Source organism: Stenotrophomonas sp. 1278 (genome assembly GCF_029892765.1).
Classification (GTDB): Bacteria; Pseudomonadota; Gammaproteobacteria; order Xanthomonadales; family Xanthomonadaceae; genus Stenotrophomonas; species Stenotrophomonas indicatrix.
Map to the genome: position 1 here is coordinate 65662 of NZ_JARXWD010000001.1, position 23711 is coordinate 89372.

General features: G+C 66.0%; 30 protein-coding genes. 19 read left to right on the top strand and 11 right to left on the bottom strand.

Going from position 1 to position 23711, the window contains the following annotated elements; genetic code table 11:
- Nucleotides 1–1959 (bottom strand): FUSC family protein, encoded by a 1959-nt coding sequence (locus M2299_RS00280; protein ID WP_280883607.1) that lies wholly within the window; start codon nucleotides 1957–1959, stop codon nucleotides 1–3.
- Nucleotides 1960–2036: 77 nt separating this feature from the next.
- Between M2299_RS00280 and M2299_RS00285 the strand changes: the two genes are divergently transcribed.
- Complete coding sequence (locus tag M2299_RS00285; RefSeq protein WP_059064369.1) at nucleotides 2037–2852, top strand: helix-turn-helix transcriptional regulator; 816 nt, start codon at nucleotides 2037–2039, stop codon at nucleotides 2850–2852.
- A 37-nt stretch (nucleotides 2853–2889) separates the two neighbouring features.
- Here the strand turns inward: M2299_RS00285 and M2299_RS00290 are convergent, their stop codons facing one another.
- The 5 genes from M2299_RS00290 to M2299_RS00310 form a co-directional block, all read right to left on the bottom strand.
- Nucleotides 2890–3453, bottom strand: coding sequence for a nuclear transport factor 2 family protein (locus M2299_RS00290; protein WP_280883757.1), 564 nt, complete (start codon nucleotides 3451–3453; stop codon nucleotides 2890–2892).
- A 5-nt stretch (nucleotides 3454–3458) separates the two neighbouring features.
- Nucleotides 3459–3827 (bottom strand): hypothetical protein, encoded by a 369-nt coding sequence (locus M2299_RS00295; protein WP_280883608.1) that lies wholly within the window; start codon nucleotides 3825–3827, stop codon nucleotides 3459–3461.
- A gap of 111 nt (nucleotides 3828–3938) precedes the next feature.
- The gene (locus M2299_RS00300; RefSeq protein WP_099842682.1) at nucleotides 3939–4751 is read right to left on the bottom strand and encodes a hypothetical protein; all 813 of its coding nucleotides are present in this window, start codon (nucleotides 4749–4751) and stop codon (nucleotides 3939–3941) included.
- Nucleotides 4730–5245, bottom strand: coding sequence for a hypothetical protein (locus M2299_RS00305; protein ID WP_280883609.1), 516 nt, complete (start codon nucleotides 5243–5245; stop codon nucleotides 4730–4732). The genes M2299_RS00300 and M2299_RS00305 overlap by 22 nt, the downstream gene beginning before the upstream one ends.
- 210 nt (nucleotides 5246–5455) lie before the next feature.
- Entirely contained in the window at nucleotides 5456–5833 is a 378-nt protein-coding gene (locus M2299_RS00310; protein ID WP_080148616.1) for a hypothetical protein, read from the bottom strand.
- A 580-nt stretch (nucleotides 5834–6413) separates the two neighbouring features.
- Here M2299_RS00310 and moaA point away from each other — a divergent pair.
- The 11 genes from moaA (at nucleotide 6414) to M2299_RS00365 (ending at nucleotide 14433) form a co-directional block, all read left to right on the top strand.
- Nucleotides 6414–7394 carry a GTP 3',8-cyclase MoaA gene (gene moaA / locus M2299_RS00315; RefSeq protein ID WP_280883610.1) on the top strand — a complete coding sequence of 327 codons (981 nt, stop codon included), beginning with the start codon at nucleotides 6414–6416 and terminating at the stop codon, nucleotides 7392–7394.
- A gap of 8 nt (nucleotides 7395–7402) precedes the next feature.
- Nucleotides 7403–8401, top strand: a complete 999-nt coding sequence (moaCB, locus tag M2299_RS00320; RefSeq protein ID WP_280883758.1) for a bifunctional molybdenum cofactor biosynthesis protein MoaC/MoaB — start codon at nucleotides 7403–7405, stop codon at nucleotides 8399–8401.
- Nucleotides 8398–9651, top strand: coding sequence for a gephyrin-like molybdotransferase Glp (glp, locus tag M2299_RS00325; protein WP_280883611.1), 1254 nt, complete (start codon nucleotides 8398–8400; stop codon nucleotides 9649–9651). The genes moaCB and glp overlap by 4 nt, the downstream gene beginning before the upstream one ends.
- Entirely contained in the window at nucleotides 9651–9911 is a 261-nt protein-coding gene (locus M2299_RS00330) for a MoaD/ThiS family protein (RefSeq protein ID WP_280883612.1), read from the top strand. The genes glp and M2299_RS00330 overlap by 1 nt, the downstream gene beginning before the upstream one ends.
- A 3-nt stretch (nucleotides 9912–9914) precedes the next feature.
- The gene (locus M2299_RS00335; RefSeq protein WP_280883613.1) at nucleotides 9915–10394 is read left to right on the top strand and encodes a molybdenum cofactor biosynthesis protein MoaE; all 480 of its coding nucleotides are present in this window, start codon (nucleotides 9915–9917) and stop codon (nucleotides 10392–10394) included.
- A gap of 225 nt (nucleotides 10395–10619) precedes the next feature.
- Nucleotides 10620–11117, top strand: coding sequence for a molybdenum cofactor guanylyltransferase (locus M2299_RS00340; RefSeq protein ID WP_263291420.1), 498 nt, complete (start codon nucleotides 10620–10622; stop codon nucleotides 11115–11117).
- Nucleotides 11114–11479: a hypothetical protein gene (locus tag M2299_RS00345; protein WP_223485760.1), complete on the top strand. Its 366-nt coding sequence runs from the start codon at nucleotides 11114–11116 to the stop codon at nucleotides 11477–11479. Before M2299_RS00340 ends, M2299_RS00345 begins: the two co-directional genes overlap by 4 nt.
- A 69-nt stretch (nucleotides 11480–11548) precedes the next feature.
- On the top strand, nucleotides 11549–12325 hold the full coding sequence (locus M2299_RS00350; protein WP_093818502.1) for a helix-turn-helix domain-containing protein: 777 nt from the start codon (nucleotides 11549–11551) through the stop codon (nucleotides 12323–12325).
- A gap of 19 nt (nucleotides 12326–12344) precedes the next feature.
- Nucleotides 12345–13088, top strand: coding sequence for a molybdate ABC transporter substrate-binding protein (gene modA / locus M2299_RS00355; protein WP_222389283.1), 744 nt, complete (start codon nucleotides 12345–12347; stop codon nucleotides 13086–13088).
- A 3-nt stretch (nucleotides 13089–13091) separates the two neighbouring features.
- On the top strand, nucleotides 13092–13775 hold the full coding sequence (gene modB / locus M2299_RS00360) for a molybdate ABC transporter permease subunit (RefSeq protein ID WP_280883614.1): 684 nt from the start codon (nucleotides 13092–13094) through the stop codon (nucleotides 13773–13775).
- The gene (locus tag M2299_RS00365) at nucleotides 13765–14433 is read left to right on the top strand and encodes an ATP-binding cassette domain-containing protein (RefSeq protein ID WP_032974546.1); all 669 of its coding nucleotides are present in this window, start codon (nucleotides 13765–13767) and stop codon (nucleotides 14431–14433) included. Before modB ends, M2299_RS00365 begins: the two co-directional genes overlap by 11 nt.
- A 328-nt stretch (nucleotides 14434–14761) precedes the next feature.
- Here M2299_RS00365 and M2299_RS00370 read toward each other — a convergent pair whose 3' ends face one another.
- The 5 genes from M2299_RS00370 to M2299_RS00390 all read right to left on the bottom strand — a co-directional run bounded on the left by M2299_RS00370 (nucleotide 14762) and on the right by M2299_RS00390 (nucleotide 18853).
- Nucleotides 14762–16297, bottom strand: a complete 1536-nt coding sequence (locus M2299_RS00370) for a sulfite reductase flavoprotein subunit alpha (protein ID WP_280883615.1) — start codon at nucleotides 16295–16297, stop codon at nucleotides 14762–14764.
- The gene (locus M2299_RS00375; protein WP_005409905.1) at nucleotides 16294–16722 is read right to left on the bottom strand and encodes a PAS sensor domain-containing protein; all 429 of its coding nucleotides are present in this window, start codon (nucleotides 16720–16722) and stop codon (nucleotides 16294–16296) included. The genes M2299_RS00370 and M2299_RS00375 overlap by 4 nt, the downstream gene beginning before the upstream one ends.
- A gap of 140 nt (nucleotides 16723–16862) precedes the next feature.
- On the bottom strand, nucleotides 16863–17690 hold the full coding sequence (locus M2299_RS00380; protein ID WP_280883616.1) for a hypothetical protein: 828 nt from the start codon (nucleotides 17688–17690) through the stop codon (nucleotides 16863–16865).
- Between the two features lie 117 nt (nucleotides 17691–17807).
- The gene (locus M2299_RS00385) at nucleotides 17808–18122 is read right to left on the bottom strand and encodes an AzlD family protein (RefSeq protein ID WP_033831264.1); all 315 of its coding nucleotides are present in this window, start codon (nucleotides 18120–18122) and stop codon (nucleotides 17808–17810) included.
- Nucleotides 18119–18853, bottom strand: a complete 735-nt coding sequence (locus tag M2299_RS00390) for an AzlC family ABC transporter permease (protein ID WP_033831262.1) — start codon at nucleotides 18851–18853, stop codon at nucleotides 18119–18121. Before M2299_RS00390 ends, M2299_RS00385 begins: the two co-directional genes overlap by 4 nt.
- A gap of 124 nt (nucleotides 18854–18977) precedes the next feature.
- On the opposite strand from M2299_RS00390, the gene M2299_RS00395 reads away from it, so the two are divergent.
- From M2299_RS00395 to gspG, 7 genes are all read left to right on the top strand, one after another.
- The gene (locus tag M2299_RS00395) at nucleotides 18978–19442 is read left to right on the top strand and encodes an Lrp/AsnC family transcriptional regulator (RefSeq protein WP_025874361.1); all 465 of its coding nucleotides are present in this window, start codon (nucleotides 18978–18980) and stop codon (nucleotides 19440–19442) included.
- A 148-nt stretch (nucleotides 19443–19590) separates the two neighbouring features.
- Nucleotides 19591–20271: an STN domain-containing protein gene (locus M2299_RS00400; RefSeq protein ID WP_345782451.1), complete on the top strand. Its 681-nt coding sequence runs from the start codon at nucleotides 19591–19593 to the stop codon at nucleotides 20269–20271.
- 16 nt (nucleotides 20272–20287) lie between these two features.
- Nucleotides 20288–20818, top strand: a complete 531-nt coding sequence (locus tag M2299_RS00405) for a sigma-70 family RNA polymerase sigma factor (RefSeq protein ID WP_280883618.1) — start codon at nucleotides 20288–20290, stop codon at nucleotides 20816–20818.
- Nucleotides 20819–20887: 69 nt separating this feature from the next.
- Nucleotides 20888–21868, top strand: coding sequence for a DUF4880 domain-containing protein (locus M2299_RS00410; protein WP_280883619.1), 981 nt, complete (start codon nucleotides 20888–20890; stop codon nucleotides 21866–21868).
- 52 nt (nucleotides 21869–21920) lie between these two features.
- A complete protein-coding gene (locus tag M2299_RS00415; RefSeq protein WP_280883620.1) occupies nucleotides 21921–22472 on the top strand; it encodes a hypothetical protein in 552 nt (183 codons plus the stop codon).
- 119 nt (nucleotides 22473–22591) lie between these two features.
- On the top strand, nucleotides 22592–23176 hold the full coding sequence (locus tag M2299_RS00420) for a hypothetical protein (RefSeq protein WP_280883621.1): 585 nt from the start codon (nucleotides 22592–22594) through the stop codon (nucleotides 23174–23176).
- A 57-nt stretch (nucleotides 23177–23233) separates the two neighbouring features.
- Nucleotides 23234–23671, top strand: coding sequence for a type II secretion system major pseudopilin GspG (gene gspG / locus M2299_RS00425; RefSeq protein WP_033831258.1), 438 nt, complete (start codon nucleotides 23234–23236; stop codon nucleotides 23669–23671).
- Nucleotides 23672–23711: the final 40 nt, after the last annotated feature.

Consider the following 23711-nt stretch of genomic DNA (forward strand, 5'->3'; position numbering starts at 1 on the left):
TCAGTCCCCATGTACGATCAACGGAGCGATCAGGTCACGGCGCAGGCCGCAAAGCAGCGCAAGAACAGGCTTGGATGCGCCGTTGCTGCCAGCGATGATCACCTCGCGTGTGCGCTCGAGTGATTCCAGCAGCGGCGTATCCACTGTGCGGCATGTGGAGGTACGGATACGGAAGTGGGCCGACGCGCTGTGCAGCAACTGGGCCAGGCAGTCGTGGCTGCGGCGATCATTCAACGCCCCGCCAATTACGCGAAGTTCGGCCACGGCACTGGCCGCGCGCATGTCCGCAAACAGCGTCCGCAACGTGGGGGCTGCATCCGGATGGCCGCGCAGGCGAGGGGCAAGCAGCGCAAGCCGATCCACCATGCGGCTTGTCCAGTCGCTGGCATTTCGCACCTGCCCGGCGGCGCGGCGTGCGATGTCCCGCCGGATCACATCCTGCAGGCGCGCGCGGCTGCGATTGCTGTCCAGCGTCTGCAACAGCGACATGCTGCACAGCGCCGCCGCCGTACCCACGAACAGCGCGACGCTGCTGTTGAGCGCGCCCGCGATGTGGGTGGCATTGGTGGCGCCCAACCCGGCGATGAGGGGGAAGGTGAGCACTACCCCCAATGCGCCCATGATGAACGGCGGGCGGGCGAGGAACGAGCCACACACCAGCAGTGCCGGCGCCAGTGCCATGGCCAGGCCGACGAAATCGGACAGGCCCGGAAAGATCACCAGTGTGTAGAACAGCCCGATGACCACGCCGATGGTCGACCCGATCAGATAGCGCATGACATGCCCGGCAGGTGCCTCGGTGGTCCCGAACAACACGCAGGCCGTGCCGATGATGGAGACGGCGGTTGCACCATCGGACCACGCGGTAATGATCCACAGCGCGCAGGCCAGTACGATGCCAACGAAGGCGCCCAAGGCGCTGCGCAGGGCGATCCGGTGGTCACGATGCAGCACATGACCGTTCGCCTTCCTGGCAAGGTGCACGGGTACATGCCGGCGCCAGTCCGGGCGGGCAGTGTGCAGCTGCTCTTCCAGCAACCGGCAGTCGTGATGCGCAGCATCGAGTTCGGCCTGACGTGCGCAGAGATCTGCACGCAGCAGGTCCGGCCATGCTGTGCGCGCCGTGCCGGCGGGTTGCGCGCGCAGCTGGGCCAGTGATTCGTCCACGGCGCTGGACAGCATCAGCACATCGAGCATCCGGTCATGCAGTGCGCGCAGGATCTGCACCTGGGCGATGCCGTGCACACTGTCGAACGGCAGGTGGATGGACAGCGTGTGCAGGTCGAGGAGGTCCGCGGCTACCTTGGAGCGATCCGCAGCCAGTACCGTTTCGTTTGCGCCAACGCGCATGTCCCGCGTCCAGCGCTCCGCATCGGCGAGGATCGATGCCACGCGCGCGTGCACACGCGGCGAGACCCGGCGTGGCAACAGCAGGCCATGGACCAGCGTCGCCGCAAGAATGCCGATGGAGATTTCCTGCACGCGGGTGACGGCGATGGTGAAGACGTCATCGGGCACCATCACCGCCGGGAAACCAATCAGGCTGGTGGTGTACCCGGCCAGCAGGAAGGCGTACGCACGCGGTGTGCGGTCGAGCATGGCCAAATACAGGCACAGGCCCATCCAGGCGGCCAGTACCACGCTCAACACCAGCGGCGCGTTGGCGAACCGCGGCACCAGCAGCACCGTAGCAACCGCACCGCCGACCGTTCCCAGCAGCCGGAACAGGCCACGGCTGAGTGTCGCGCCGGACATCGGCTGCGACACCAGGTAGACAGTGCCGATCACCCAGAACGGGCGGGTCAGGCCGATGCGCAGCGAGACATACAGCCCGAGGATCGCGGCGAGCAGGCATTTGAGCGAGAACAGCACCGCTTCGCGGTCGACCTTCAATGCGGGCGACGTCAACAGCGCGATGGGGCGCGAAAGCCAAGGGCGGGTAGGGGCGGGGATGTGCATGGCGCCATCGTATTCAGCGAGCCCCGCCGCCGAATTTCGCTAGAATGTCAGTCTATCGCTGAATCCGGTCATCGAGAATGACTCGCATTTCACTGCCTGGCTTTGATCTGGACCCGGACGCGACGGATCGGCCGGCAGTGGCCAGCCGCCTGCAGGTGGCCGACCACGATGCCGAGATTCCAGTGCATGACCACCGCAAGGGACAGCTGATCCTGGCACTTCATGGCGCGGTGACCTGCGAGGTGGCCAATGCGTTGTGGATCGTGCCGCCACAGTGCGGCGTGTGGATTCCGGGCAGCATGCCGCACAGCAACCGGGCCACCGCCAACGCCCGCCTGTGCTATCTGTTCGTCGAGCCAGGCGTTGTCGACCTGCCACTGCACTGCGTGACGCTGTCGATCTCGCCGATGGTGCGCGAGATGATCCTGCACCTGGCCGATGCACCGCAGGACTACCCGCGCGGCGGGCACACCGATCGCCTGGCGCGAGTGTTGCTGGACGAACTGGTGCAGATGCCGGCCGAGCGGTTGTACCTGCCGGTGAGTGACCACCCCAAGATCCGTGCGCTGGCTGCGGCGCTGTCAGCCAATCCGGCCGACCGGAGCACCATCAGCGAGTGGGCCAAACGCCTGGCGTTGGGCGAGCGCACGTTGACGCGGTTGATTGATCGGGAAACCGGTCTGTCGTTCGGGCGCTGGCGGCAGCAGCTGCATCTGCTGGTTGCGATTCGCGAGCTTGCCGGCGGCGCGGCGGTGCAGCGGGTTTCTGAAACCCTGGGCTATGAATCGGTGACGGCGTTCATCACGATGTTCAAGAAAGCGCTGGGGCAATCGCCTACGCGGTATTTTGCGGCGCGGCTGCGGAATCAGGATTCTGCCGCGCGTGGCGGTTGACGTTGACTGGCTGACGTTGATTGGCTGAAAGGAAGTATCAGCTCTCCGCGGAACTGCGTTTGTCGCGTATCGAATAGATCACTGAAAAGATCTTCCAGCCCTGCTCGGTGCGGACCAGCTGCCACATTTCCCGGCCCCAGTTTGCCTTCACGCCGTTGGCATGGAAGCTGTAGTCGAACGACACCGATGCCACATCGCCGTCTGTGTCGATCTTGGTGTTGAAGAACTTCTCCTCCCGTGGCTCTGCCGTGGCCACCGCCTCATCGATGAGCGAGATGAAGTTGTTCGACGGAATATTGCGTGCCTTGATTGCATCAGGCTTGGTCCTGTGGATGTCCGCCAATCGCCGGTCCTCGGACACGAACTGCCAGCCGATGTCTTCCGGCTTGTCCAAAAAGAACAAGCTCATGTAGGTCGGTTTGTCCTTGTTGATCAGCGAGGTGCGGAAGGACTCGATCACCTGTTCGATCGCTTCCATATCGGCAGGCGTGTTTTGTTCTGCGCAAGCTGGAAGGCAGGGCAACAGGCAAAGGGCGAGCGAGGTGAGGACCGTTCCTGGAGTGTGCATCTGTAGTGTCGGGTTGAAGGGGAGGGTGGGCATGCGCATCAGCGAGCGTACGTGCGCCAGAAGAGCACGCGATTGCCTGTGCTGCTTGTTGCGACGAAGATCGACTTGCCGAATTCGGGCTCGCAACGGAAGAAGGTATAGGCGCGCTTCAGAGCGGTCTCACTCGGCCACCAGCTTCGATTGAACAGCGCCGGCTGGGTAGCGCTGTGGTTGACGGGCCGGCAACCGGGCGGCAACAACAACTGCTTGCTGCGTGGTTTGCTGAAGGCAAGCGCGCTCACGTTTGAATCGAGGTCGTGCACCTCGCGCAGGTCGGTCGCCTCCTCGGGCACCCACGCGGGAATCCAGCCCTTGGCAATCATCTCGGCGTCGACGGCTTCCTGCTTCGTGGCGTAGGAGCTGTCCATCACCAGATCCAGATCGCAGGAGATGAGTATCAAGCAGAGTGCGAAGAGGATGGGCAGCCTCATGATGGTGATTGACCTTTCGTGGAGGGACCAGCCGAACGGCTCAGTTCATCAGTCACTCGCCTCAGTCGCCATTCGGATGTCCTGAAGCGTCTTGAACCGGGGCTTGTCGTGATATGGCTCCGGCCTGCTGCTGCCATCGGGATAGTAAAAGATGGTTTCACTGCCCTTGCGTTTCATCTTGGGTTGCACTGAGTGGGTCAGAAATCCGGGATGAAAAATGGGTTCGAAGTGGATGGCGCGTGCGTTAGGTGCGCGATACTTGATGTATATGTCTGCATCCGTTGTCAGGTTGATGAACTTTTGATGTCCTCCGATAAACCATTCCATCAGCCATGGATAATAGTCCTGCTTTACTGAAAGGATGCCTTCGGCGCTGACGCTGGGTTCGGTGTAGGGGCCTCCACGCACGGAATCGGTCTCATCAAACATTACAACGACGTTGCCTCCCATGCCAAACCTCACATCATCTCCAAATCTAGATGGATCTCCGTACTTGACTCCAAAGGTTACGTTGCTGAGTTTCCAGCGGCACGCGCCGCCGCCATTGACTGCCACTGTGGCCTCGTAAACATCCGTTCCTTGGCGGCGCATAGGCTGAAGCTCAAGTCCCGCATAGTTGTCTCGTGTACGTTTTTCCCAGTCCAGCGTGGACCGATACGTCGTGGTGCATTTCGTCGAGCGGTAGATCACCCGCATGTCTCTGGCCGCAAGCTCCTCGGGGACCTTGATGGTCACTTTGACTGTGCCAGCCTCCGGCTTGGGTGAAAGTGCTTGATTCCGGGTAAGGTGGCAGCCGCTCAGAAGCAGCAGGGCGAGGATTGCTGCTGGCATTGGAAGGCTCATCTGCTTGAGCCGGGGCATGCTGACTCCTTCTGAATGCTGACGGTCTGAATGCTGACGGTGCCGTCGGCATCCTCTTTCAAGCAGAATGTGGTCTCATAGATTCCGGTCTGAAATATCGCCATGAATCGGCCAGCCCGGTAAAGGCTGAATCGATAGGTTTTGTTCGTTTCAAAACTGAAATGATGCGCATCTTCTTTGTGTGGGCCGAGCTGGTAGCCCCTGGGTATCGACCCGTATGAAATGCACTTGCCAGGCCTGAGTTTCATTGGCCTGGCGTCATCCTTGAGTGTTATCAACCACCTCTCTTTGCGGTGTGCATAGAGCTCCATCACGAGAAGGCTGCTCACCTGGTACGACCCCCACGACCTTGATGGGATGCAGATTGCAGGGATGCCGTCTATCAGCTTGATGGCTGCCTCTTCTTTTATCAGTACATACGCGTGCGCTTTGCTCGATGCCATGTAGAAGCCGGCTGCGACGAGCAATGCAAAAGCGCTCTTGACAATCTTCATTGGTTTTTCGATGTCTCCATCTGCACAACTCTGAGAGGGCGGGTGATTCAATTGCCCTGATCGCCCTTGCCGGTATTGTCGTGCCGCCGGTAATGATGGGCGCGCGCGCCAGTCTGGAACGGCCATCGCACGGCGAGTAATGAGAAGGGCGTTGCATTTGTGTGGGCGAACGCCGGGCCGAAAAGAGGGCATAGACGACATCGAAAGATGCTATTGCTCGCTCACCTGCAACCGCCCCACAGCCTGCGCACTCAACGCCAGGCACGCCAGCATCAGCCCCTCCATCACCCGGTCGCCCACATAGTCCTCGGGCTCGCCGTTCTGCCGGGTCCGCTCCGCCGCCAGCAGTACCTCCTGCACCACCCGCAAGCCGGCCAATGCGCAATCGGCATCGGCCAGCGCCATGCAGCGGCCGGGCAACTGATGCCGCTCCGGCCAGGGCTGCCCGTCGGCGGCGGCGCCTTTGCCGATGCGCTTCAGGTTGGCAATCAGGGTGTTCGTACCCGCAGTGGGCACAGCCTCTGCCAGGTCATCGGCATTGGCTGGGTCACTGTAGGCGTGCAGGTGGGGCAGGTCAGATCCGTTCATGGCGAGGCTCCGTGCAAGGCAATCGGTAGCCGCCACATAGAGGTGGCGGACGGTACGTGGTTCGAATCCCGGAGCTCTACGCATACACCGGCGGGCATCAAGCCCCCACGCACCGCCCGCCATAGCCGGCAGACGGATTGCCAGCCGGCGCCACGCAAGGTGACGCCGGCTGGCAAGCGTAAACAACGCATAGAGCATCACGGGGATTCGAAGCCCGGCCACCCGTTTTCGGTGGCACGCCATCTGAGCCCGCGTCGCTGTGCAATGCCAATCAGAGAAGTTGCAAATAACTCACGATTGGAGACGCTTTCGGCATTGAACCACGCTGTTAAGTACCGGCAGCGCTGGCTGCCGCCTTGGCCCACCGCGACCAGGCAATCTGCGACAGGTGTCGTGGTTGAGTGAAGAAGCGAGACGTAGCAGCCGGTTCGAAAACGACAGGGTTGAAGGCCGTACCCTCCAGCGCCACCGCAGTCGAGCTCCGGGTTGACGCTTCCAGCGCTCCGGCGCACTCTGAGGGCTCGGGTCGACAACCTGTTCAGGCGCCCAGCGGCATGGTGGGCTCAGGAGTGAAACAGCCATGAGCCAACTCACCGACGGGTTCGGACGCCGCTTCCCGTATCTGCGCCTGTCATTGACCGAGGCCTGCAACTTCCGTTGCAGTTATTGCCTGCCCGATGGCTACCAGGCCGACGGCCGCCCGCGCTTCCTGGCGGTGGACGAGATCGCGCGCCTGGTGCGTGCCTTTGCCATGCTGGGGATGACCAAGATCCGCCTGACCGGGGGCGAGCCCAGCCTGCGCAGGGATCTGGACGAAATCATCGCTGCGGTGGCGGCCGTGCCGGGCATCCGCAAGGTGGCCATCACCACCAATGGCACGCTGCTGCCGCGGCGCCTGCCGGGCTGGCACCGGGCCGGCCTGACCGCGCTGAACGTAAGCATGGACAGCCTGCAGCGCGAGCGCTTCAGGACCATCACCGGCCACGACCGCCTGCCGGAAATCCAGCAGGGGCTGGCGATGGCACAGGCATTGGGCCTGCCGGCCATCAAGCTCAACGCGGTGCTGCTGCGCGGCCTGAACGACGATGAGTTGCCGCAGTGGATGAACTTCCTGCGCGACCGTCCTTTCAGCGTGCGCTTCATCGAACTGATGCGTACCGGCGACAACGAAGCCTATTTCCAGCGCCACCATCTGCGTGCCGATGTGGTGATCGAGCAGCTGCTGGCCGCTGGCTGGCACGAGCGCCCGCGCGCGGCCGATGCCGGCCCGGCGCGCGAGTTCAGCCACCCGCAGCATCGCGGCACGGTGGGCATCATCGCCCCGTACTCGCGTGACTTCTGCAAGGGCTGCAACCGCCTGCGGGTGACCGCCAAGGGCGATCTGCGGCTGTGCCTGTTCGGCGAATTCGGCGTGCCGCTGCGCCCGCTGCTGCAGAGCGACGACGACCAGGACGCGCTGCTGGCACGCATCACCACACAGCTTGGCCTGAAAGCGGCCGGGCACGGATTGCACCAGGGCCAGACCGGATTGATTCCGCACCTGGCTTCGATTGGAGGATGAGGAACACGATGCCGGGTGATCTGAAGGCGGCCTTCCACATGGCCGATGTGCGCGACAAACGTATTAGCCGCCGCCGCGCGGTGGCGGTGGGCGAGCTGCATGCCGGGCCAGTGGCCTACCCGCTGATTGTCGAGCGCCGGTTGCCAAAGGGCGATGCGCTGGTGATGGCCGAGATTGCTGGGCTGCAGGGCGCCAAGATGGCCTCGATGCTGATGCCGCTGTGCCACCCGTTGCCGCTGGAACTGGTGCAGGTGTATTGCGCACCGGTGCCGGAGCGGCAGGCGATACGCGTGTGGTGCGAGTGCGCCAGCGAGGCCCGCACGGGGGTGGAGATGGAAGCACTGGCCGGCGTCAACGCGGCACTGCTGACCCTGTACGACCTGAGCAAGCCGGTGGAGCCGGCGCTGCGCATCGAGGGCATCCGCCTGTTGTTCAAGGAGGGCGGCAAGCGCGGCCTGTGGCTGCATCCCGACGGCATCGATGAGGGTGAGCGCGAGCGCTTCAGGCCGCGCCCGCCGAAGGGCCTGAACGGTGCGGCCTGCGCGGTGATCACCCTGAGCGATCGCGCCAGTGAGGGTAGCTATGCCGACGAGTCCGGCCCGAAGCTGGTGAGCGGGCTGCAGACGCTCGGTGGCGAGGTGGTGGCTGCCGAGGTATTGCCCGATGGCATCGAGCCGCTGGTGGGCCGCCTGCGTGCGCTGGCGGGCGAGGGCGTGCGCTTGTGCCTGTGTACCGGCGGCACCGGGCTTGGCCCGCGCGACTTGACCCCGGAGGCGCTGCGTTCGTTGAATGCGCGACCGGTGCACGGCTTGGCGCAGATGGTGCGCGCGTTGAGTGCGCAGCACACGCCGATGGCCTGGCTGAGCCGGGCAGAGGTGGTGCAGCTGGATGACATGCTGGTGTTTGCGCTGCCGGGCAGCCCGCGTGCGGCCGCGCAATGCCTGGACATTCTGGCGCCGGTGCTGGGCCACGCATTGGCGATGGTCGATGGCGGTGGCCACGCATGATTGCCTACAGCGAAGCGCTGCAGCACCTGATGGAAGCCGCCACGCCGCTGCCGGCCGAACACTTGCCGCTGCATGAGGCGGGTGGACGCATCCTGGCCACGGACATCATCAGCGGGCAGTCGTTGCCGCCGTTCGACAACTCGGCGATGGACGGCTTCGCGTTGCGCGCCAATGGCACGCCGTTCGAAAGCGATACCGAATTTGTGGTGCAGGGCTGGCAGGCGGCGGGCGACGCCGGTACCGAGGGCGGCGACGGTGCATGGGAAATCATGACTGGCGCGCGCATGCCGGTTGGGCTGGATACGGTGGTGCCGATCGAGAACGTGGAGATCCTTGCCAGCGAGCAGGGTCGCCCGACCCGCATTGCGTTGAAGAGCGGGGTGAAACCTGGCCAGCACGTGCGCCTGCGCGGACAGGACGTGGAAGAAGGCGAGCGCGTGCTGCAGGCAGGGCAGGCGCTGGACATCAATGCACGCACTCTGCTGCACGCCATCGGCGTGGCCGAGGTGGCGGTGGTGGCACGGCCGAAGGTCGCTGTCATTGCCACTGGCAAGGAGCTGGTGACCGAAGCGGCGCAGGCGCTGGACTCCGGACAGATCCGTGACAGCAACCGGCCCTACCTGATCGGCCGCCTGCAGGCCGCCGGTGCCGAGGTGGTGTGGCAGGGCACGGTAGGCGATGACGTGCCTGCCTTCGATGCGGTGCTGGACGACGCGCTGGCTGCGGGTGCGAAGGTGCTGATCAGCACCGGCGCGGTGTCGGCCGGCCGCTACGACTTCATTCCCAATGCGCTGCGCGCCCGCGGCGCCCGCATCGTGTTCCACAAGGTGGCGATCCGCCCGGGCAAGCCGCTGCTGTTTGCAGTGCTGCCCGATGGAGCGCTGTATTTCGGCCTGCCGGGCAACCCGGTGTCGGCGGCGGTGGGGCAGCGTTTCTTCGTTGAACCGGTGCTGCGTCGCCTGCTGGGCCTGGCCGCAGAGCCGCTGCTGCAGCTGCCGTTGCAGGCCGATGTGCGCAAGCCGCCGGGCCTGCGCTTCCACGCGCGTGCGCGGGTGGACGTGGACGCGCAGGGGCGCTTGAGCGCGCGCGTGCTGTCTGGGCAGGAATCGTTCCGTTTGAAATCCATGCTGCAGGCCAACGCCTGGGTGGTGCTGGAGGGCGAGGGTGACCTCGTCGCGGCCGGCACACCGGTGCGCGTGCAGGGCTGGGGCCATCAGGACCCGCTGCAGCTGGCAACCCAGGAGTCATGATGAAACAGGTGAATCTGCAGTTGTTCGGTGCGTTTTCCGATCTGGATGACAGCCGCGAGATTGCGCTGGAGGTGGCCGGTGGCACCGTGGCCGACCTGCGCCAGGCGCTACGACAGCTGTTGCCGGTGCGCTTTCCCGGTTTCCGCGCCGGGTTGCTGGACTATTCGGCCTTTGCCGACCAGCAGCGCGTGCTGCGTGACCACGAGGCGCTGCCTGCCGATGGCAAGGTGGCGATCCTGCCGCCGGTGAGCGGGGGCTGAGCCATGAGCAGCAACGTGACGGCAAAGGTGGTGGACCGTGCGCAGCGCGCCATCGACCCGGTCGAAGGCATCGCGGCAGTGTCCGACCCGGCATTCGGCGGCATCGATGTGTTCATCGGCAAGGTGCGCGACTTCAATGTGGGGCGGCCGGTGACCGGCATCACCTATGACCTGTTCGAACCGCTGGTGCTGAACGAGATCCAGCGCTTCGCGGCGGAGATCGAAGCGACGTTCGGGCCGAAGCTGAAGCTGTATGTGGCGCATGCCAAGGGCCGCTTGGGCATTGGCGATGTGGCGGTGGTGGTGGCTGCGGGCAGCCCGCACCGTGATGAAGCGTTCCGCGCGTGCCGGCAGTTGATCGAGGCGGTGAAACACCAGTGCCCGATCTGGAAGCAGGAACATTACGAGGACGGCGACAGCGAGTGGAGCGAAGGCTGCACGCTGTGCCACGCCGACAGTGAACCGGCCCATGAGCACCACTGACGCCAGTAGATCCACGCCATGCGTGGATGGAGCCTTCCCCTCGCGCTTGGCAGAAGCAGCTACGCATGGCGTGGCTCTACTGAGGCGTACCTGCACGGTTGCTCCATGCGTGGATGGCGCCTTCCCCTCGCGCCCGACGGGAGCGGCCACGTATGGCGTGGTCGGGTTTCCCGCGTGAAAACGCCCATTGCCGGCATCGTGCTGGCCGGCGGCCTGTCCAGCCGGATGGGCCGCGACAAGGCGATGCTGCCCTGGCAGGGGCGCACCCTGCTGGAGCACATGCGCGGCACCTTGCGGCTGGCCGGGGCAGACCGGGTCTGGGTGAGCGGACGCTATCCGGCGTTCGGCGGCGTGCCGGACCAGATCACGCGCTGCGGGCCACTGGGTGGCCTGTACAGCGTGGCGATGCAGATGCCCGATGGCCCTGCCTGGGTGGTGCCGGTGGATACACCCCGGTTGACACCGGAGCTATTGCAGCAGCTGCGTGACCGGCACAGCGGCGCTTGCACGATCTTTGACGGGCATCCGCTTCCGATGCTGTTTAATGTGGGCAATGAAAGCCGCACGATCCTCGAAAACATGATCCACGATCCCCTCGGCCCGCGCTCCCTGCAGGCCCTGCAACACCGGCTGGACGCGCAGACCCTGCGCCTGGCCCATGCCGATGAAGGCGCCCTGGTCAACTGCAATACGCCCACCCAATGGGAGGACGTTGCCTCATGAAGGTGCAGTTGCAGGAACAGACCATGCGGCTGCGCCTGGACGAGGCCGAACTGGCCCGGCTGCTGGCCGGTGAAACGGTGGAGAACCTGACCCGGTTCGGTGGCAGCGGCGGTTGGGGCACGGCCGTTTCGCTGCATGGCGGTGAAAGCGCTGTGCTGCTCGACAGTGGCACCGATTGCCGCCTGGTGCTGCCACGCGGTTCGGTGGAGGACCTTGCCGGGCGCCTGCCGTGCCGTGATGGCCTGGCCTTTGCGCTGTATCTGGACGACGGCACCACGCTGCAACTGCAGTTCGATGTGGATGTGCGCGACAGCGTGCGCCAGCGCGGCGCAGGCCGGCGCGGCACGTCACCTGCGGCGTGACCCGTGCAGTGCACGGAAGGTGATGGGGCCGTGCCGTATGATGGAGGCTTCCGTTCGAGCGTTGCCGTGATGTCTTCGATTCCGTCCCCTCAGCCGCGCCCCGGCCGGGCCACGCCGAATCCTGCCGCCGCCGATGATGGCGACGCGCTGCATTTCTGCAGCACTTGTGCCTTCTCCGATGCTTGCATGTCGCAGGGCTATGACAAGACGGCGCTGGGCGAACTGCATGTGCTGGTAGACCACGTGGGGCCGTTCCATGCGGGGGAATACATCTTCCGTGCGGGTGAGGCCTTCGATTCCATCGCCGCTGTGCGCGCAGGCATGGTCAAGACCTTCGTCGACGACAGCCAGGGCAACGAGCAGGTGCTGGGTTTTGCTCTGCCGGGCGAGGTAATCGGGCTCAATGCGATTCACGGTTCGCGCTTCCCCTGCAATGCGGTGGCACTGGATACGGTGCACCTGTGCCGCATTTCGTTCCCCAAGCTGAGCCTGCTGGCCACCCGCATGCCGGGGCTGCAGGCCAAGCTGTTCAGCCTGCTCAGCGCGGAGATCGGCAAAGTCGCCACGCTGGCGGCCAACCACCGCACCGAGGAGCGGATGGCGGCGTTCCTGCTGGATATGTCGGCGCGTTATGCGCGGCGTGGTTTTTCCGCGACCCGCTTCAACCTGACCATGGCCCGCACCGAGATCGCCAACTATCTGCGGATGGCGCCGGAGACGGTCAGCCGGGTGCTGCGGCGGCTGAGCGATGAGGGTGTGATTGCAGTCAACCAACGTGAGATGCTGCTGCTGCAACCCGAGCGGCTGGCGGCGCTGGCCGTGGCCAGGGATTCCGAACCGGATTGAACACGGCCAAGGAGCCGATATGAAGACGCTGGGCGTGTTGTTGCTGGGGATGGTGGCTGCGCTGCCAGCGTGGTCGGCCGAACTTACGGTGTCGGCGGCATCCAGTCTTACCGAAAGCTTCCGCGAGCTGGGCGCAGCCTATGAGAAGGCGAACCCGGGCAGCAGGGTCGACTTCAACTTTGCCGCTTCCGGCGTACTGCTGCAGCAGATCGCGCGCGGCGCACCGGTGGATGTGTTCGCTTCGGCCGATGAGGCAACGATGGACCAGGCTGCGCAGCAGAAGCTGCTGGCGGCCGGTACGCGTGAGGTCTTCGCGGTGAACGCGTTGTGGGTGGTCGTGCCACCGCAGGCGAAGGCGCCGCCGCGCGCACTGGCCGATCTGGCGGGTGCCGGCGTGCAGCGCATCGCACTGGGCAACCCGGACAGCGTACCGGTGGGCCGCTACGCGCAGGGGGCGTTGCAGGCCGCCAAGCTGTGGCCGGCCGTGCAGGGCAAGGTGATCAGTACGCAGAACGTGCGGCAGTCGCTGGATTACGTTGCGCGGGGCGAGGTGGATGCGGGCTTTGTCTACGCCACCGACGCGCAGGCAATGCCTGATCGCGTGCGGCGCGCGTTCCAGGTTCCGGTCGCCGGACGCATCGCCTATCCGCTGGCGGTGGTGCAGGCCAGCACGCAGCCGGTGGAAGCCAGGCGCTTCGCGGCGTTCGTGCGCTCGGCGCAGGGCCAGGCGATCCTGCACAAGCACGGGTTCGGCAAGCCCTGACGGATGGACCTGAACTGGAGCGCACTGGGATTGTCGTTGAAGGTGGCCGGCTGGGCCACGGCGATCAATCTTGTTGCCGGCGTGGCACTTGGCGCGCTGCTGGCGCGACGGCGCTTTCCCGGTCGGGAACTGCTGGATTCGATACTGACCCTGCCGATGGTGCTGCCGCCGACGGTGCTGGGCTATTACCTGCTGGTGCTGATCGGGCGCAATGGCCCGATCGGCGCCTGGTTGCAGTCGTGGTTCGGCATCAACCTGGTGTTTACCTGGCAGGCGGCGGTGATCGCTGCTGCGGTGGCGTCGTTTCCGCTGGTGTTCAAGCCAGCACGCGCTGCATTCGAGGAAGTGGACGGTCAGTTGGAGCAGGCCGCGCGCACGCTGGGTGTGTCCGAAGCGGCGGTGTTCTTCCGCATCACCCTGCCGCTGGCATGGCGCGGGATTCTGGCGGGCCTGCTGCTGGCGTTCGCACGGGCGATGGGTGAGTTCGGCGCCACGCTGATGGTGGCCGGCAGCATTCCGGGCCGCACGCAGACCTTGTCGATCGCCATCTATGAAGCGGTGCAGGCAGGGCAGGATGGCAAGGCCAATGCGCTGGTGATCCTGACGTCGGTGGTGTGCATCGTGATCCTGCTGCTGGCCGCGCGGCTGGTGGGCGGGCGCCGTCGGGAGCTGCGCGATGTGGCTTGACCTGCAGGTGCAGCGGCGATTGCAGGCGTCCGGCCAGACGTTCGAGCTGGACGTTGCACTGCAGTGCACGCAGCGGCAGGTGGTGCTGTTCGGGCCTTCCGGTGCCGGCAAGAGCCTGACGCTGAAAGCGGTGGCCGGCCTGCTGCGCCCGGAGCATGGTCATGTGCGCCTGCACGGGCAGACACTGTTCGATGCGGGAGCGGGGGTCGATCTGCCACCGCAGCGTCGTCGCCTGGGATATGTGTTCCAGGACTACGCGCTGTTTCCGCACCTGAGCGTGCGCCAGAACGTGGCGTTCGGGCTGCAGCGGGGCTGGTTGAATCCACCGCGCGGCACCCGTATCGAGGCAGTGGAGCAGTGGCTGCAGGCATTCCGGATCGAGCACGTGGCGGATCTGCTGCCGTCGCAGGTATCGGGCGGACAGCGCCAGCGCACGGCGTTGGCGCGTGCACTGGTGACGCGGCCACAGGCGTTGCTGCTGGACGAACCGTTCGCAGCGCTCGACCACGACCTGCGCCAGCACCTGCGCCAGGAGCTGGAAACCGTGCTGGATGAAACCGGTATTCCGCTGCTGCTGATCAGCCACGATCCGCAGGATGTGGCCGTGTTCGGCCAGCAGGTGGCGCGTGTGGTGGACGGGCGCATCGTCGGTGGATGACGCGCGGCGGTCGTACCGGGCCATATCCTGGCGCGCCGTGTATCCACGCAGGTAGTGCCGGCCGCTGGCCGGCAGCGTCGTAGTGCGAAGAGCAGCCGGCCAGCGGCCGGCTCTACCCGAGGGACGGTTCAAATCAGGATGTGGCGGTGTTCGGCCAGCGGGTGGCGCGCGTGGTGGACGGGCGCATCGTCGGTGGTTGATGCGCGGCGGTCATGGCGAGCCATATCCTGGCGCGCCGTATATCCACGCGGGTAGTGCCGGCCGCTGGCCGGCAGCGTCGTAGCGCCAACAGCAGCCGGCCAGCGGCCGGCTCTACCCGAGGGACGGTTCAATACAGCTCGCAGTGGGTGCGGCCCTCACCGCGCAGGGCATCCCAATGGCCTTCGCCGCCGATCGCGTCGATGGCTTCGCGTATCGCACCTTCCAGGTGGCTCTTGTTGCCACACAGGTAGATGTGGCCGCCACGGGCCAGCACTTCCCGCATCTGCGTGGCCTGCTGCTGCAGCACATGCTGCACATAGACCTTCTGCGCACCATCGCGCGAGAACGCGGTGTGCAGGCCAGCCAGTACGCCACGCGCCTGCCAGTCCTGCAGCTGCTCGCGGTACAGGAAGTCATGCTCGCGGTGCTTCTCGCCGAACACCAGATGGACCTCCCGTGCATCGCCGGTGGCCTGCAGTTCCTGCATCAGGCCCATCAGCGGCGCGATGCCGGTACCGGTGCCCACCAGCAGCAGAGGTGCGTTGCCGCCTTCGGGCAGGTGGAAGCCCGGATTGGAGCGGCAGTACACGCGCGCCGTGTCGCCGCCGTGCAGCAGGCTGCCGGTGGCGGTGCCGAAGCGTTCGCGGCCACGCAGGGTGTAGCGCACTTCGCGTACACACAGGCTCAGCTGGTCATCGCGCGGATGCGAGGCAATCGAGTAGGCGCGCGGCAGGCAGGGTGATAGCAGCTCGCGCAATCGCGCCAGCGGAACCGACTGCGGGGTGGCGTGGTCCTGCAGCACGTCCAGCAGGTCCAGGCCATGCAGGTAGGCGTCCAGTTCGCGTTTCTGGCTGATCTTCAGCAGGCTTTTCAGTACGTCGCTACCCCCCAGCCTGGCCAGTTCGCGCAGTACGCCCTTGCTGAGCAGGCGCAGTTCGCGGTCGCGCAGCGCGTCGACGGCGCTGGAATCGCCATACCAGCTGGCCAGGGCCTGCAGCAGCGCAGGATCGTTTTCTGCAACCAGATGCAGGGTGTCGCCGGCCCGGTAGGCCATGCCGCTGCCCGCGATGTCCAGCTGCAGGTGCCAGGCGGCGGGGGTGCTGTGATTCAGTCGGCGCCGTTCGACAATGCCGGCGGCGAACGCGTTGTCTTCGCCGTAGGCCGTCACTTGCAGGCGCAGATCCTGGCCGGCGGTCACATCACCGTCCAGTACCTGGCCCAGCACCGGCCGCCACTGCTGGAAGAACTGTTCGTAGCCGAGGTCGGCGTCGACACGGTGCAGCAGTGGCTGCGCCTGACGATCGCTCAACGCTGCATCCAGCGCCTTGGTGAAACCGCAGAAGCTGGGGTAGCCGGTATCCCCCAGGCCGAACACCGCGTAGCGCAGTCCGGGCAGGGCGGGCGCCTGTCGCAGCGACTCGAAGAAGCGCTCGCCATTGGCCGGTGGCTCGCCGTCGCCGAACGAGCTGGAGATGGCCAGCAGCACATCGCCGTGGCCGAGGCCGGCCACATCGATGTCATTGAACGGCAGGACCTGCGGTCCATGCGGCTGCAGTTCCGGGTCCGCACCCAGGCGTTGGGCCAGGGCGCGGGCGTTGCCCGACTCGGAGGCGAAACCCACCAGCAGCCGGCTGATGGGCCTGCGTGTGGGGATGGCGTTCACGCAGCCTCGTAGAAGTCGTCGAACTTTTCCTTGCTGAACTCGACAAGGTCGTAGTTCTGCATCAGGTCGTTCACCACGCGGCGGATGCTGATGTACGAGGTGATGTTGCCGTCGGCGTCGAACAGTGGCTGCACGGTGGTGTCGACCACGTAGAGCACGCCGCCCTTGCCAAGGTTGGGGACGATGCCGGTCCAGGTCTTGCCGGCCTTGATGGTGTCCCACATGTCCTTGTAAACGGCCTTGGGTACGTCCGGATGGCGGACGATGCTGTGCGGCTGGCCGATCAGTTCCTCGCGCGCGAACCCGGTGAGCGTGCAGAACAGGTCGTTGGCATAGGTGATGTTGCCCTGCAGGTCGGTGGTGGAGATCACCATCACGTTCTGCATGGCGTTGAGCAGCTGGGCGTTGTCGGGGGTGTAGCTCATCGCAGGTCCTTTGGATGCCGGTGACGCCGGCGTATTGGGTTCCTGCATAGAGATACGCGCCCGTGGCATGGGGCGGATTGATATAGGTCAAGCGTGTGCCCGGAGGGGGCTGCGACCGGCTGTCGCAGGGAGGGGCGGCGCTAGCGGGCGATGGCGGGGAACCCGATGGTGTGGTGGCAGTGTCGTAGCAAGGCGCGCCCTTCTTCGTCATCGCGTTGGATACGATCCCCGCTGAAGAATGCCTGCAACGACTGGCCCATCGTGTTGCCTGCATTTCCAGAGCGCTGTGCAGCCGCCGGCAGCAGGCTGTCAGCGCGGGGATCATGGCGGCCAGGTAGCTGCTCGCGCCGAAGCTCACCTTCAATCGCCAGCAGCGCGCATGCCCCGGCGAGGTAGGCCTCCGGTTCCCGGTGCGCTCCCCATCGGCGCTGGCCTGCCATCGCGGTGGCGATATGGTGGAACTCGTGCGCGGTGGTGGAGATTACGCGCGCACGCAGTGCAGCAGCGTCGTCGCCAGCGGGAAACCAGAACGCCACCACCAGTTCTGGTCGGACTGGCCTGGCAGGTTGTTGCCAGATGCCGCCGCCGTCGCTGACGATCGTGACCTGGTAGCGGACCGGTGTATCGTTCAGGCCTGCGGCACGGAGCGGTTGTCTCGCGGCGTGCGCGGCGGCAGTGCATAGATTCACTGCCTGGTCAGTGGATAGGCTGGGTTCGACCCAGCGCACCATCACTTCGATTGTTTCCCGTTGGCAAGTGTGCGAGTGCGTCGTCTGCTCGGAACTCTCCTGGCCGCGCAGTACCGATGCGGTGCCAACGCTAAGCTGCGAGGGCGCTCCGCGCAGGCGCGTGGCAAACGCTCCGTCCGCGCCGACACTATCGCGCGGGGGAATATCGAGGGTATTGCACGCACTGGCGCAGAGCAGCAGCGCTGCTGCGCCCGTGGCGTGCCGCAACCAGGATTCCATCTGCAGGAGATCACCCTTCCAAGGCGGTGGATGCATCCTTGCAGACGCCCCGGCGCACGCACAATCAGACGTGTTGCATAGGGAAGTCGACGGTCGGCGCCGGTTGTCCTCTGGCGCTCACCCCATCACATACCGCAGCACACCCGCCGATACCACGCCGATCAGCACGGTCGGCAGCATCGACAGCCGCGTGGCCGCAAGCAACGTGATCGCCAGTGCGGCCAGATCGGCCGGCTTGTCGGCCACGAAATCCGGGGCGATCACCGAGATCAGCACGCAGCCCGGGGCGGCTTCCATCACCGTCACCGCGCGCTTGCTCAGGGTGCGGTTGCGCAGCGCGAGGAAACCGATGATGCGGGTGAGATAGGTGGCGGCGGCCATCAGGATGATGGTCAGCACCGAGGTCCAGTGGATCAGGCCGTTGAAGATCATGCGGCGTCCTCGGCCAGCAGCCACGCAGCGGCCAGACCGGCCAGCGCGCCGCTGGCGACGTACCAGGCGCCGGGCACCAGCAGGTAGGTGCCCGCTGCCACCACCAGGCTGACCAGCCATGGCCGGGCGGCGCGCATGCCTTGCCACATGCCACGCAGTAGCACCAGGAACACGGCGGGGAAGGCCATGTCGAAGCCGTAGGCGTGGATGTCACCGAGCAGTGGGCCGACGATCGCGCCGAGCGCGGTGCACAGCACCCACACGGTGTACAGGCCGGCCGACACGCCGAGGTAGTAGGACAGGCTGAAGCCCAGTGCCCGACGGCGCGCATCGGCCACGCCCAGTGCCCAGCTTTCATCGCACATGAAGAACAGCGCCGGCAGCACGCGACGGCGCGGCAGGTGCTGCAGCAACGGCGCCAGGCTGGCGCCCATCAGCAGATGGCGGCTGTTGACCAGTGCGGTGATCGCTACGATCAGCGCGATGTGTGGCGGCGAAGTCCACAGTTCGACCGCGGCGAATTCAGACCCACCGGCAAAGTTGAGGCCGGTCATCAGCGGCACTTCCAGCGCCGACAGGCCCTTCTGGGCGGCCTGGGCACCGAGCACCAAGGCGAAAGGAATGAAGCCGATCATCACCGGCACGGCGGCGCGCAGGCCGCGCAGGAATTCGGCGCGCGGTGCGGTGTCGCACGCGGGATCAGGCAGGGGCAGGGTGGTTCGGGCGTCCATGGATCAACAACGGGTGGGGGTGGCCCATGCTAACGGTCCGATCACGAAATCGGGTTGCGTTGATGCCATTGAGCCGACGGAATGTGGAATATCATGCGGCCATCAGTCTGATGGGTGAAATTTCATGCAGTACCAGCTCGACAACCTGGATCGCCGCATCCTCGACGCCCTGCAGCGCGATGGTCGCCTGCAGAACCTGGAGCTTTCGCGACAGGTGGGGCTGTCGCCGTCCGCCTGCCTGCGCCGGGTCCGCCTGCTGGAAGAGGGCGGCTACATCGATCGCTACGTGGCCCTGCTCAACGCGGCCAGGATCGGGCGTGGGTTCACGGTGTTCGTCCGCGTGTGGCTGCGTGGCCAGGACGAAGACACCACCAACCACTTCATCAACAGCATCAAGTCCTTCCCGGAAGTGCTTGAATGCCATCTGATGGCGGGCGACTGCGACTTTCTGCTGCGGGTGGCGGTGGCCGACCTTGATGCGTACCGGCAGTTCCAGATACAGCACCTCAACCGGATCGCCGGGGTGCAGAACACCAAGACCGAAATCCCCATGCAGCGGATCAAGCAGACCACTGAACTGCCGGTCTGAACGGCCCGGCGCGTCCCCTGCGCGCCGCCGTCATCGCAATGACACGTGACGCCGCTACGGTTTGACCCGCTTGCCGGCCGTGCGCAGGTCGACCCGCCTGGTCGCACCGCGCTTCGCCGCTGCAGCTGATGTCGCTGCCGAGGGTCATGTGTTCTACGTCAGGGGGCTGAATGGACAGCATGCGATCAGACGTTGGAGGGTGGCGGCCGCCGCCGGGTTGCTGTTCGCCTTCGCTGCCGCCGCACAGGACGACATCCGCGCCTATGACATTCCCGCGCAGCCGCTGGAACAGGCGGTCGAGCGCTTCAGCGTCGTCAGCGGCTGGTCGGTGATGTATCCCGGCGACCTCGGCACGGGCCGCAGCAGCCATCCGCTGCAGGCCAGCCTGCCGCCACTGCAGGCGCTGCAGGTGGTGCTGCAGGATACGGGTGTCGAGGCCGAGCTGATCGGCGCGCAGCGCGTGGTCCTGCGCCGCGCCGCACGCGCCGCTGCCGAGGCCTCTGCGACCGGTGTGGCCAACGACCTTGGGCAGCGGCGCCGCTTCGGTGACCTGCAGCAGCGGCTGCGCACTGCGTTCTGTGGCGACCCTGACCTTGCACCGGGCGCCTATGCGGCGACGCTGCGCTTCCGCATTGCCAACGACGGCCAGGTGCAGGAACCCGAGCTGCTTGCCGGCAGCGGCAGCCCCCGCCGCGATGCGCGTCTTCTGCAGGCGATGCAGTCGCTGCGGCTGGGCGCCGATGCTGCCGCGCTGCCGCAGCCGGTGACCCTGCAGATCCGTCCTTCCAGCGCGGGCCACGACTGTGGCCGGCGCCCGCCCCAACCATGACGTCAAGGAATCGAACATGAGCAACAGCACGGCTGGGGCGGTAGACCTGATGGACCATCTGCTGGGCGCGTACGACGAACTGAAGCGCCGCCTGGTGCGCAAGCTGGGCTCGGAAGAGCTGGCCGGCGACGCGCTGCAGGACACCTGGATGCGCCTGAGCACGCGTCGCGATCGCCTGGACCCGGTACAGAACCCAGCGGCGTACCTGCTGCGCATGGCGATGAACACCGTGATCGACCGCCAGCGCGCCGACCATCGCCTGCTGAGCCTGGAAGAAGTGGATACGTTGATGGACATGGCCGATCCCGGCCCGGGGCCGGCACAGGCGGCCGAGCAGGAGATGGCGCTGGAAGACATGGTCGGCCTGCTGCAGCGGATGCCCGAGCGCCGCCGCCGGATACTGCTGGCGATCCGCGTGGACGGCCTGCAGCAGCGCGATGTGGCCGAGTACCTGGGGGTGTCGTTGCGGCTGGTGCAGCGTGAGCTGAAAGCCGCACAGGATTACCTGGCCGAACGCAGCGGGCAGGGACGGCAGGTGCGGTTCTGAGGCACGGCATCCGTCTACACTTTGACGCCGAGCAGAACCCCGCAGCGTGCGGGGACGGCAAGAGCCCTCATGGACGCTGACGACCAACCGCACCGCCCGCTCGACGCCGTGGAGCGCCAGGCCCACGCGTGGGTGGTACGGTTGACCTCGGGCGAAGCCACGGCGGCCGATGCCAGGAAATTCCGCCAATGGTGCGAGGCTGATCCCGGCCATCGGCACGCCTTTGCGCGCGCGAAACGGCAATGGGAGCAGGTACGCCTGGCCGGTGAGCAGTTGCCTGCCGCCGCACGACAGCCGCAAGCGGCAACCCCGGCACAACGCTGGAGCCGGCGTGCATTCCTGGGTGCGGCTGTGGCAGCGCCGGCGAGCCTGGCCGTGGTGGCCGCGCTGCACCCACCGCTGGGCCTGTGGCCTTCGGTGACGGCGATGACCGCCGATTTCCATACCGGTACCGGCGAGCGGCTGCAGATTGCGCCGACGCCGCACCTGAAGATCGAACTGGATACGCAGAGCAGCCTGCGCCGGCGCAGTGATGCCCAGGGGGAAGGCTTCGAACTGGTGCAGGGACAGGCGGCGATCGAGGCCGCGGCGGGAGCGCGCCTGGCGCTGTTCGCCGGGCCGGGTTGCCTGGTGGCCGACGAGGGCGCAGCACGCCTGGATGTGCGCAACACCGATGGCCAGGTGCGCGTGACCTGCCTGCACGGCAGCGTGCGCATCGAGCATCCGCAAGGTCGCCTGCAGCTGCAGGCCGGCCAGCAGACGGTGTATGACGAGCGCCTCAGTGGCGTGGTGGCCGAAGCCGTGGCGGCCGAAGTCAGCGCGTGGACCGAAGGCATGCTGGTGTTCCGCCGCGCGCCACTGCGTGAGGTGGTGGCCGAGATCAACCGCTACCGGCGCGGCAAGGTGCTGCTGGGCGAATCCGCATTGGCGCGGGCGCCGGTCAGTGGTCGCTTCCGCATTGATGATCCGGATGCCGCACTGGAGCAGCTCGGGCAGACGCTGTCACTCGGCCTGCGTCGCTTTCCCGGTGGAATTGCCGTCTTGGGGTAAGACCCTGGCTGCGCGCGACGCGCACGCCCGATGCATGCATGAGAGGCCAAGGATGCGCAACGAGACCATCGGTGTGTTGGATCTGCGCCGCAATCTGTCGGCGCTGCTGGAAACCACCCAGCGGCGGCCGCTGATGGTGCACCGCTATGGCGCGCCGTGGGTATGCGTGGTGTCCGACACGCAGTGGCGGCAGCAGGCGGTGCTGCTGGAGTTCGAGCCACAGGACCATCCGTTGGCGATGCTGCTGCGGTTGCAGCGGCAGGCGCTGCCACTTTCGGAATCGGGAATGCTGCCTGCCGCTGCACTGGCACGTGCCTTGTTGCTGATGGCCATGCACGGCATCGAGGGTCTGGCGGCACTTCACGATCACGTGCGCTACCACCGGTTGTGGCACTGGTTCGTGGCCGCCAGCGATGCACAGATGGAGGGATGGCAGCTGCCACTGCTGCAGGCGACGACGGCGGCGCTGCTGGATGACGCGGACGCGATGCACGCGCTGGCGGCATTCGCGCAGCGCAGCGACGTTGCCGTGCTGGCCCGGCGGTGTGGCGGAGAGGCGCCGCGCCTGGACCTGCAAGCCTGCAGGCGGATGACGTTGCGGTGACATTCCCGCGATGCTGCCACGCACTGCTCAACATTGCATTCGTGCTGTCGCTTCGGTTGCCTTGCTGACGTCTTCTGCAGAGTACGACGCTCCCGCGTCGCAGAGCGCAGGCGACGCCGATGAACGACAGTCGCAGGATCAGCATGCTGGAGCTGGACCGCCACCTGAGCCAGTCGTTGGAGCAGGCGCGGCACGTCCCAGTGAATGTGCAGCGCTATGGGCAGCCGTGGGTGTGGATGCTGTCCAGCGATGCCTGGGCCGATGCGGCAAGGTGGTCAGCGCTGGATGTCAGCGGCCATCCGTTGATGCTGCTGCGGCAGGCGCTGGACGCATGCCTGCAGCCGTGGCCTGAAGCGGCCTTGGCCACGCTTGCGCAGGAGAGCGCGGAGGTGCGCATGGTGCAGCGTGCGGTGCTGCTGATCGCGCTGTGCGCCCCTGGCAGCGTGCAGCGCCTGCACGACGATCTTCGCTATCACCAGGTGTACCGGCAATTCATCGGCTTCGATCATGGCATGGCCTGGTCTCCCCTGCAGTGCATGCGCCTGCTGCAGGCGTGTGCCGCGCCACTGCTGCAGCACTGCGTGGAGGAAACGCTTGCGCGCGTTCCGTCGTCGCTGCTGGACGCTGCCTGCGTGGGGAATGCGCGCCGTGTGGGTGATCGGCTGCAGGAACGGCCGATTTCCGCAGGATGTTTATCGTACTGACACATGCGCCGCTGACCATGGGGCGGCGGTCTCTTCCAGGATGATGAGGGCGGAACAATGGCAATGCAGATGGGTGGTCGCAGGGCTCGGCAGCAGGGCTTCAGCCTGATCGAGATCATGGTGGTGGTGGTCATCATCGGCATTCTGGCTGCACTGATCGTGCCCCGGCTGATGGATCGCCCCGACCAGGCCCGCGTGGTGGCGGCACGCCAGGACATCGCCGCACTGATGCAGGCCATGAAGCTGTACCGGCTGGACAATGGCCGTTATCCCAGTGCCGGGCAGGGGCTGCAGGCGCTGCTGAAACCGCCGCAGGGCAGCGGCGCGATGCCGGTCACGCCGTACCTCGACCGCCTGCCGGATGACCCGTGGGGGCACCCCTACCAGTACCAGAACCCCGGCACGCACGGCGATATCGACGTGTTCTCGCTGGGGGCCGACAGCAAGCCCGGCGGTGAGGCCGGCAATGCGGACATCGGCTCCTGGCAGCTGTGAGGCCGGACAATGGCACGCCGGAACATTCCAGGTGCGTTTG

Bases quoted from the DNA above. Each gene is read 5' to 3' on its own strand.
- M2299_RS00280 (WP_280883607.1), bottom strand. From the start codon at position 1,959: ATGCACATCCCCGCCCCTACCCGCCCTTGGCTTTCGCGCCCCATCGCG.
- M2299_RS00285 (WP_059064369.1), top strand. From the start codon at position 2,037: ATGACTCGCATTTCACTGCCTGGCTTTGATCTGGACCCGGACGCGACG.
- M2299_RS00290 (WP_280883757.1), bottom strand. From the start codon at position 3,453: ATGCCCACCCTCCCCTTCAACCCGACACTACAGATGCACACTCCAGGA.
- M2299_RS00295 (WP_280883608.1), bottom strand. From the start codon at position 3,827: ATGGACAGCTCCTACGCCACGAAGCAGGAAGCCGTCGACGCCGAGATG.
- M2299_RS00300 (WP_099842682.1), bottom strand. From the start codon at position 4,751: ATGCCCCGGCTCAAGCAGATGAGCCTTCCAATGCCAGCAGCAATCCTC.
- M2299_RS00305 (WP_280883609.1), bottom strand. From the start codon at position 5,245: ATGAAGATTGTCAAGAGCGCTTTTGCATTGCTCGTCGCAGCCGGCTTC.
- M2299_RS00310 (WP_080148616.1), bottom strand. From the start codon at position 5,833: ATGAACGGATCTGACCTGCCCCACCTGCACGCCTACAGTGACCCAGCC.
- moaA (WP_280883610.1), top strand. From the start codon at position 6,414: ATGAGCCAACTCACCGACGGGTTCGGACGCCGCTTCCCGTATCTGCGC.
- moaCB (WP_280883758.1), top strand. From the start codon at position 7,403: ATGCCGGGTGATCTGAAGGCGGCCTTCCACATGGCCGATGTGCGCGAC.
- glp (WP_280883611.1), top strand. From the start codon at position 8,398: ATGATTGCCTACAGCGAAGCGCTGCAGCACCTGATGGAAGCCGCCACG.
- M2299_RS00330 (WP_280883612.1), top strand. From the start codon at position 9,651: ATGAAACAGGTGAATCTGCAGTTGTTCGGTGCGTTTTCCGATCTGGAT.
- M2299_RS00335 (WP_280883613.1), top strand. From the start codon at position 9,915: ATGAGCAGCAACGTGACGGCAAAGGTGGTGGACCGTGCGCAGCGCGCC.
- M2299_RS00340 (WP_263291420.1), top strand. From the start codon at position 10,620: ATGGGCCGCGACAAGGCGATGCTGCCCTGGCAGGGGCGCACCCTGCTG.
- M2299_RS00345 (WP_223485760.1), top strand. From the start codon at position 11,114: ATGAAGGTGCAGTTGCAGGAACAGACCATGCGGCTGCGCCTGGACGAG.
- M2299_RS00350 (WP_093818502.1), top strand. From the start codon at position 11,549: ATGTCTTCGATTCCGTCCCCTCAGCCGCGCCCCGGCCGGGCCACGCCG.
- modA (WP_222389283.1), top strand. From the start codon at position 12,345: ATGAAGACGCTGGGCGTGTTGTTGCTGGGGATGGTGGCTGCGCTGCCA.
- modB (WP_280883614.1), top strand. From the start codon at position 13,092: ATGGACCTGAACTGGAGCGCACTGGGATTGTCGTTGAAGGTGGCCGGC.
- M2299_RS00365 (WP_032974546.1), top strand. From the start codon at position 13,765: ATGTGGCTTGACCTGCAGGTGCAGCGGCGATTGCAGGCGTCCGGCCAG.
- M2299_RS00375 (WP_005409905.1), bottom strand. From the start codon at position 16,722: ATGAGCTACACCCCCGACAACGCCCAGCTGCTCAACGCCATGCAGAAC.
- M2299_RS00380 (WP_280883616.1), bottom strand. From the start codon at position 17,690: ATGGAATCCTGGTTGCGGCACGCCACGGGCGCAGCAGCGCTGCTGCTC.
- M2299_RS00385 (WP_033831264.1), bottom strand. From the start codon at position 18,122: ATGATCTTCAACGGCCTGATCCACTGGACCTCGGTGCTGACCATCATC.
- M2299_RS00390 (WP_033831262.1), bottom strand. From the start codon at position 18,853: ATGGACGCCCGAACCACCCTGCCCCTGCCTGATCCCGCGTGCGACACC.
- M2299_RS00395 (WP_025874361.1), top strand. From the start codon at position 18,978: ATGCAGTACCAGCTCGACAACCTGGATCGCCGCATCCTCGACGCCCTG.
- M2299_RS00405 (WP_280883618.1), top strand. From the start codon at position 20,288: ATGAGCAACAGCACGGCTGGGGCGGTAGACCTGATGGACCATCTGCTG.
- M2299_RS00410 (WP_280883619.1), top strand. From the start codon at position 20,888: ATGGACGCTGACGACCAACCGCACCGCCCGCTCGACGCCGTGGAGCGC.
- M2299_RS00415 (WP_280883620.1), top strand. From the start codon at position 21,921: ATGCGCAACGAGACCATCGGTGTGTTGGATCTGCGCCGCAATCTGTCG.
- M2299_RS00420 (WP_280883621.1), top strand. From the start codon at position 22,592: ATGAACGACAGTCGCAGGATCAGCATGCTGGAGCTGGACCGCCACCTG.
- gspG (WP_033831258.1), top strand. From the start codon at position 23,234: ATGGCAATGCAGATGGGTGGTCGCAGGGCTCGGCAGCAGGGCTTCAGC.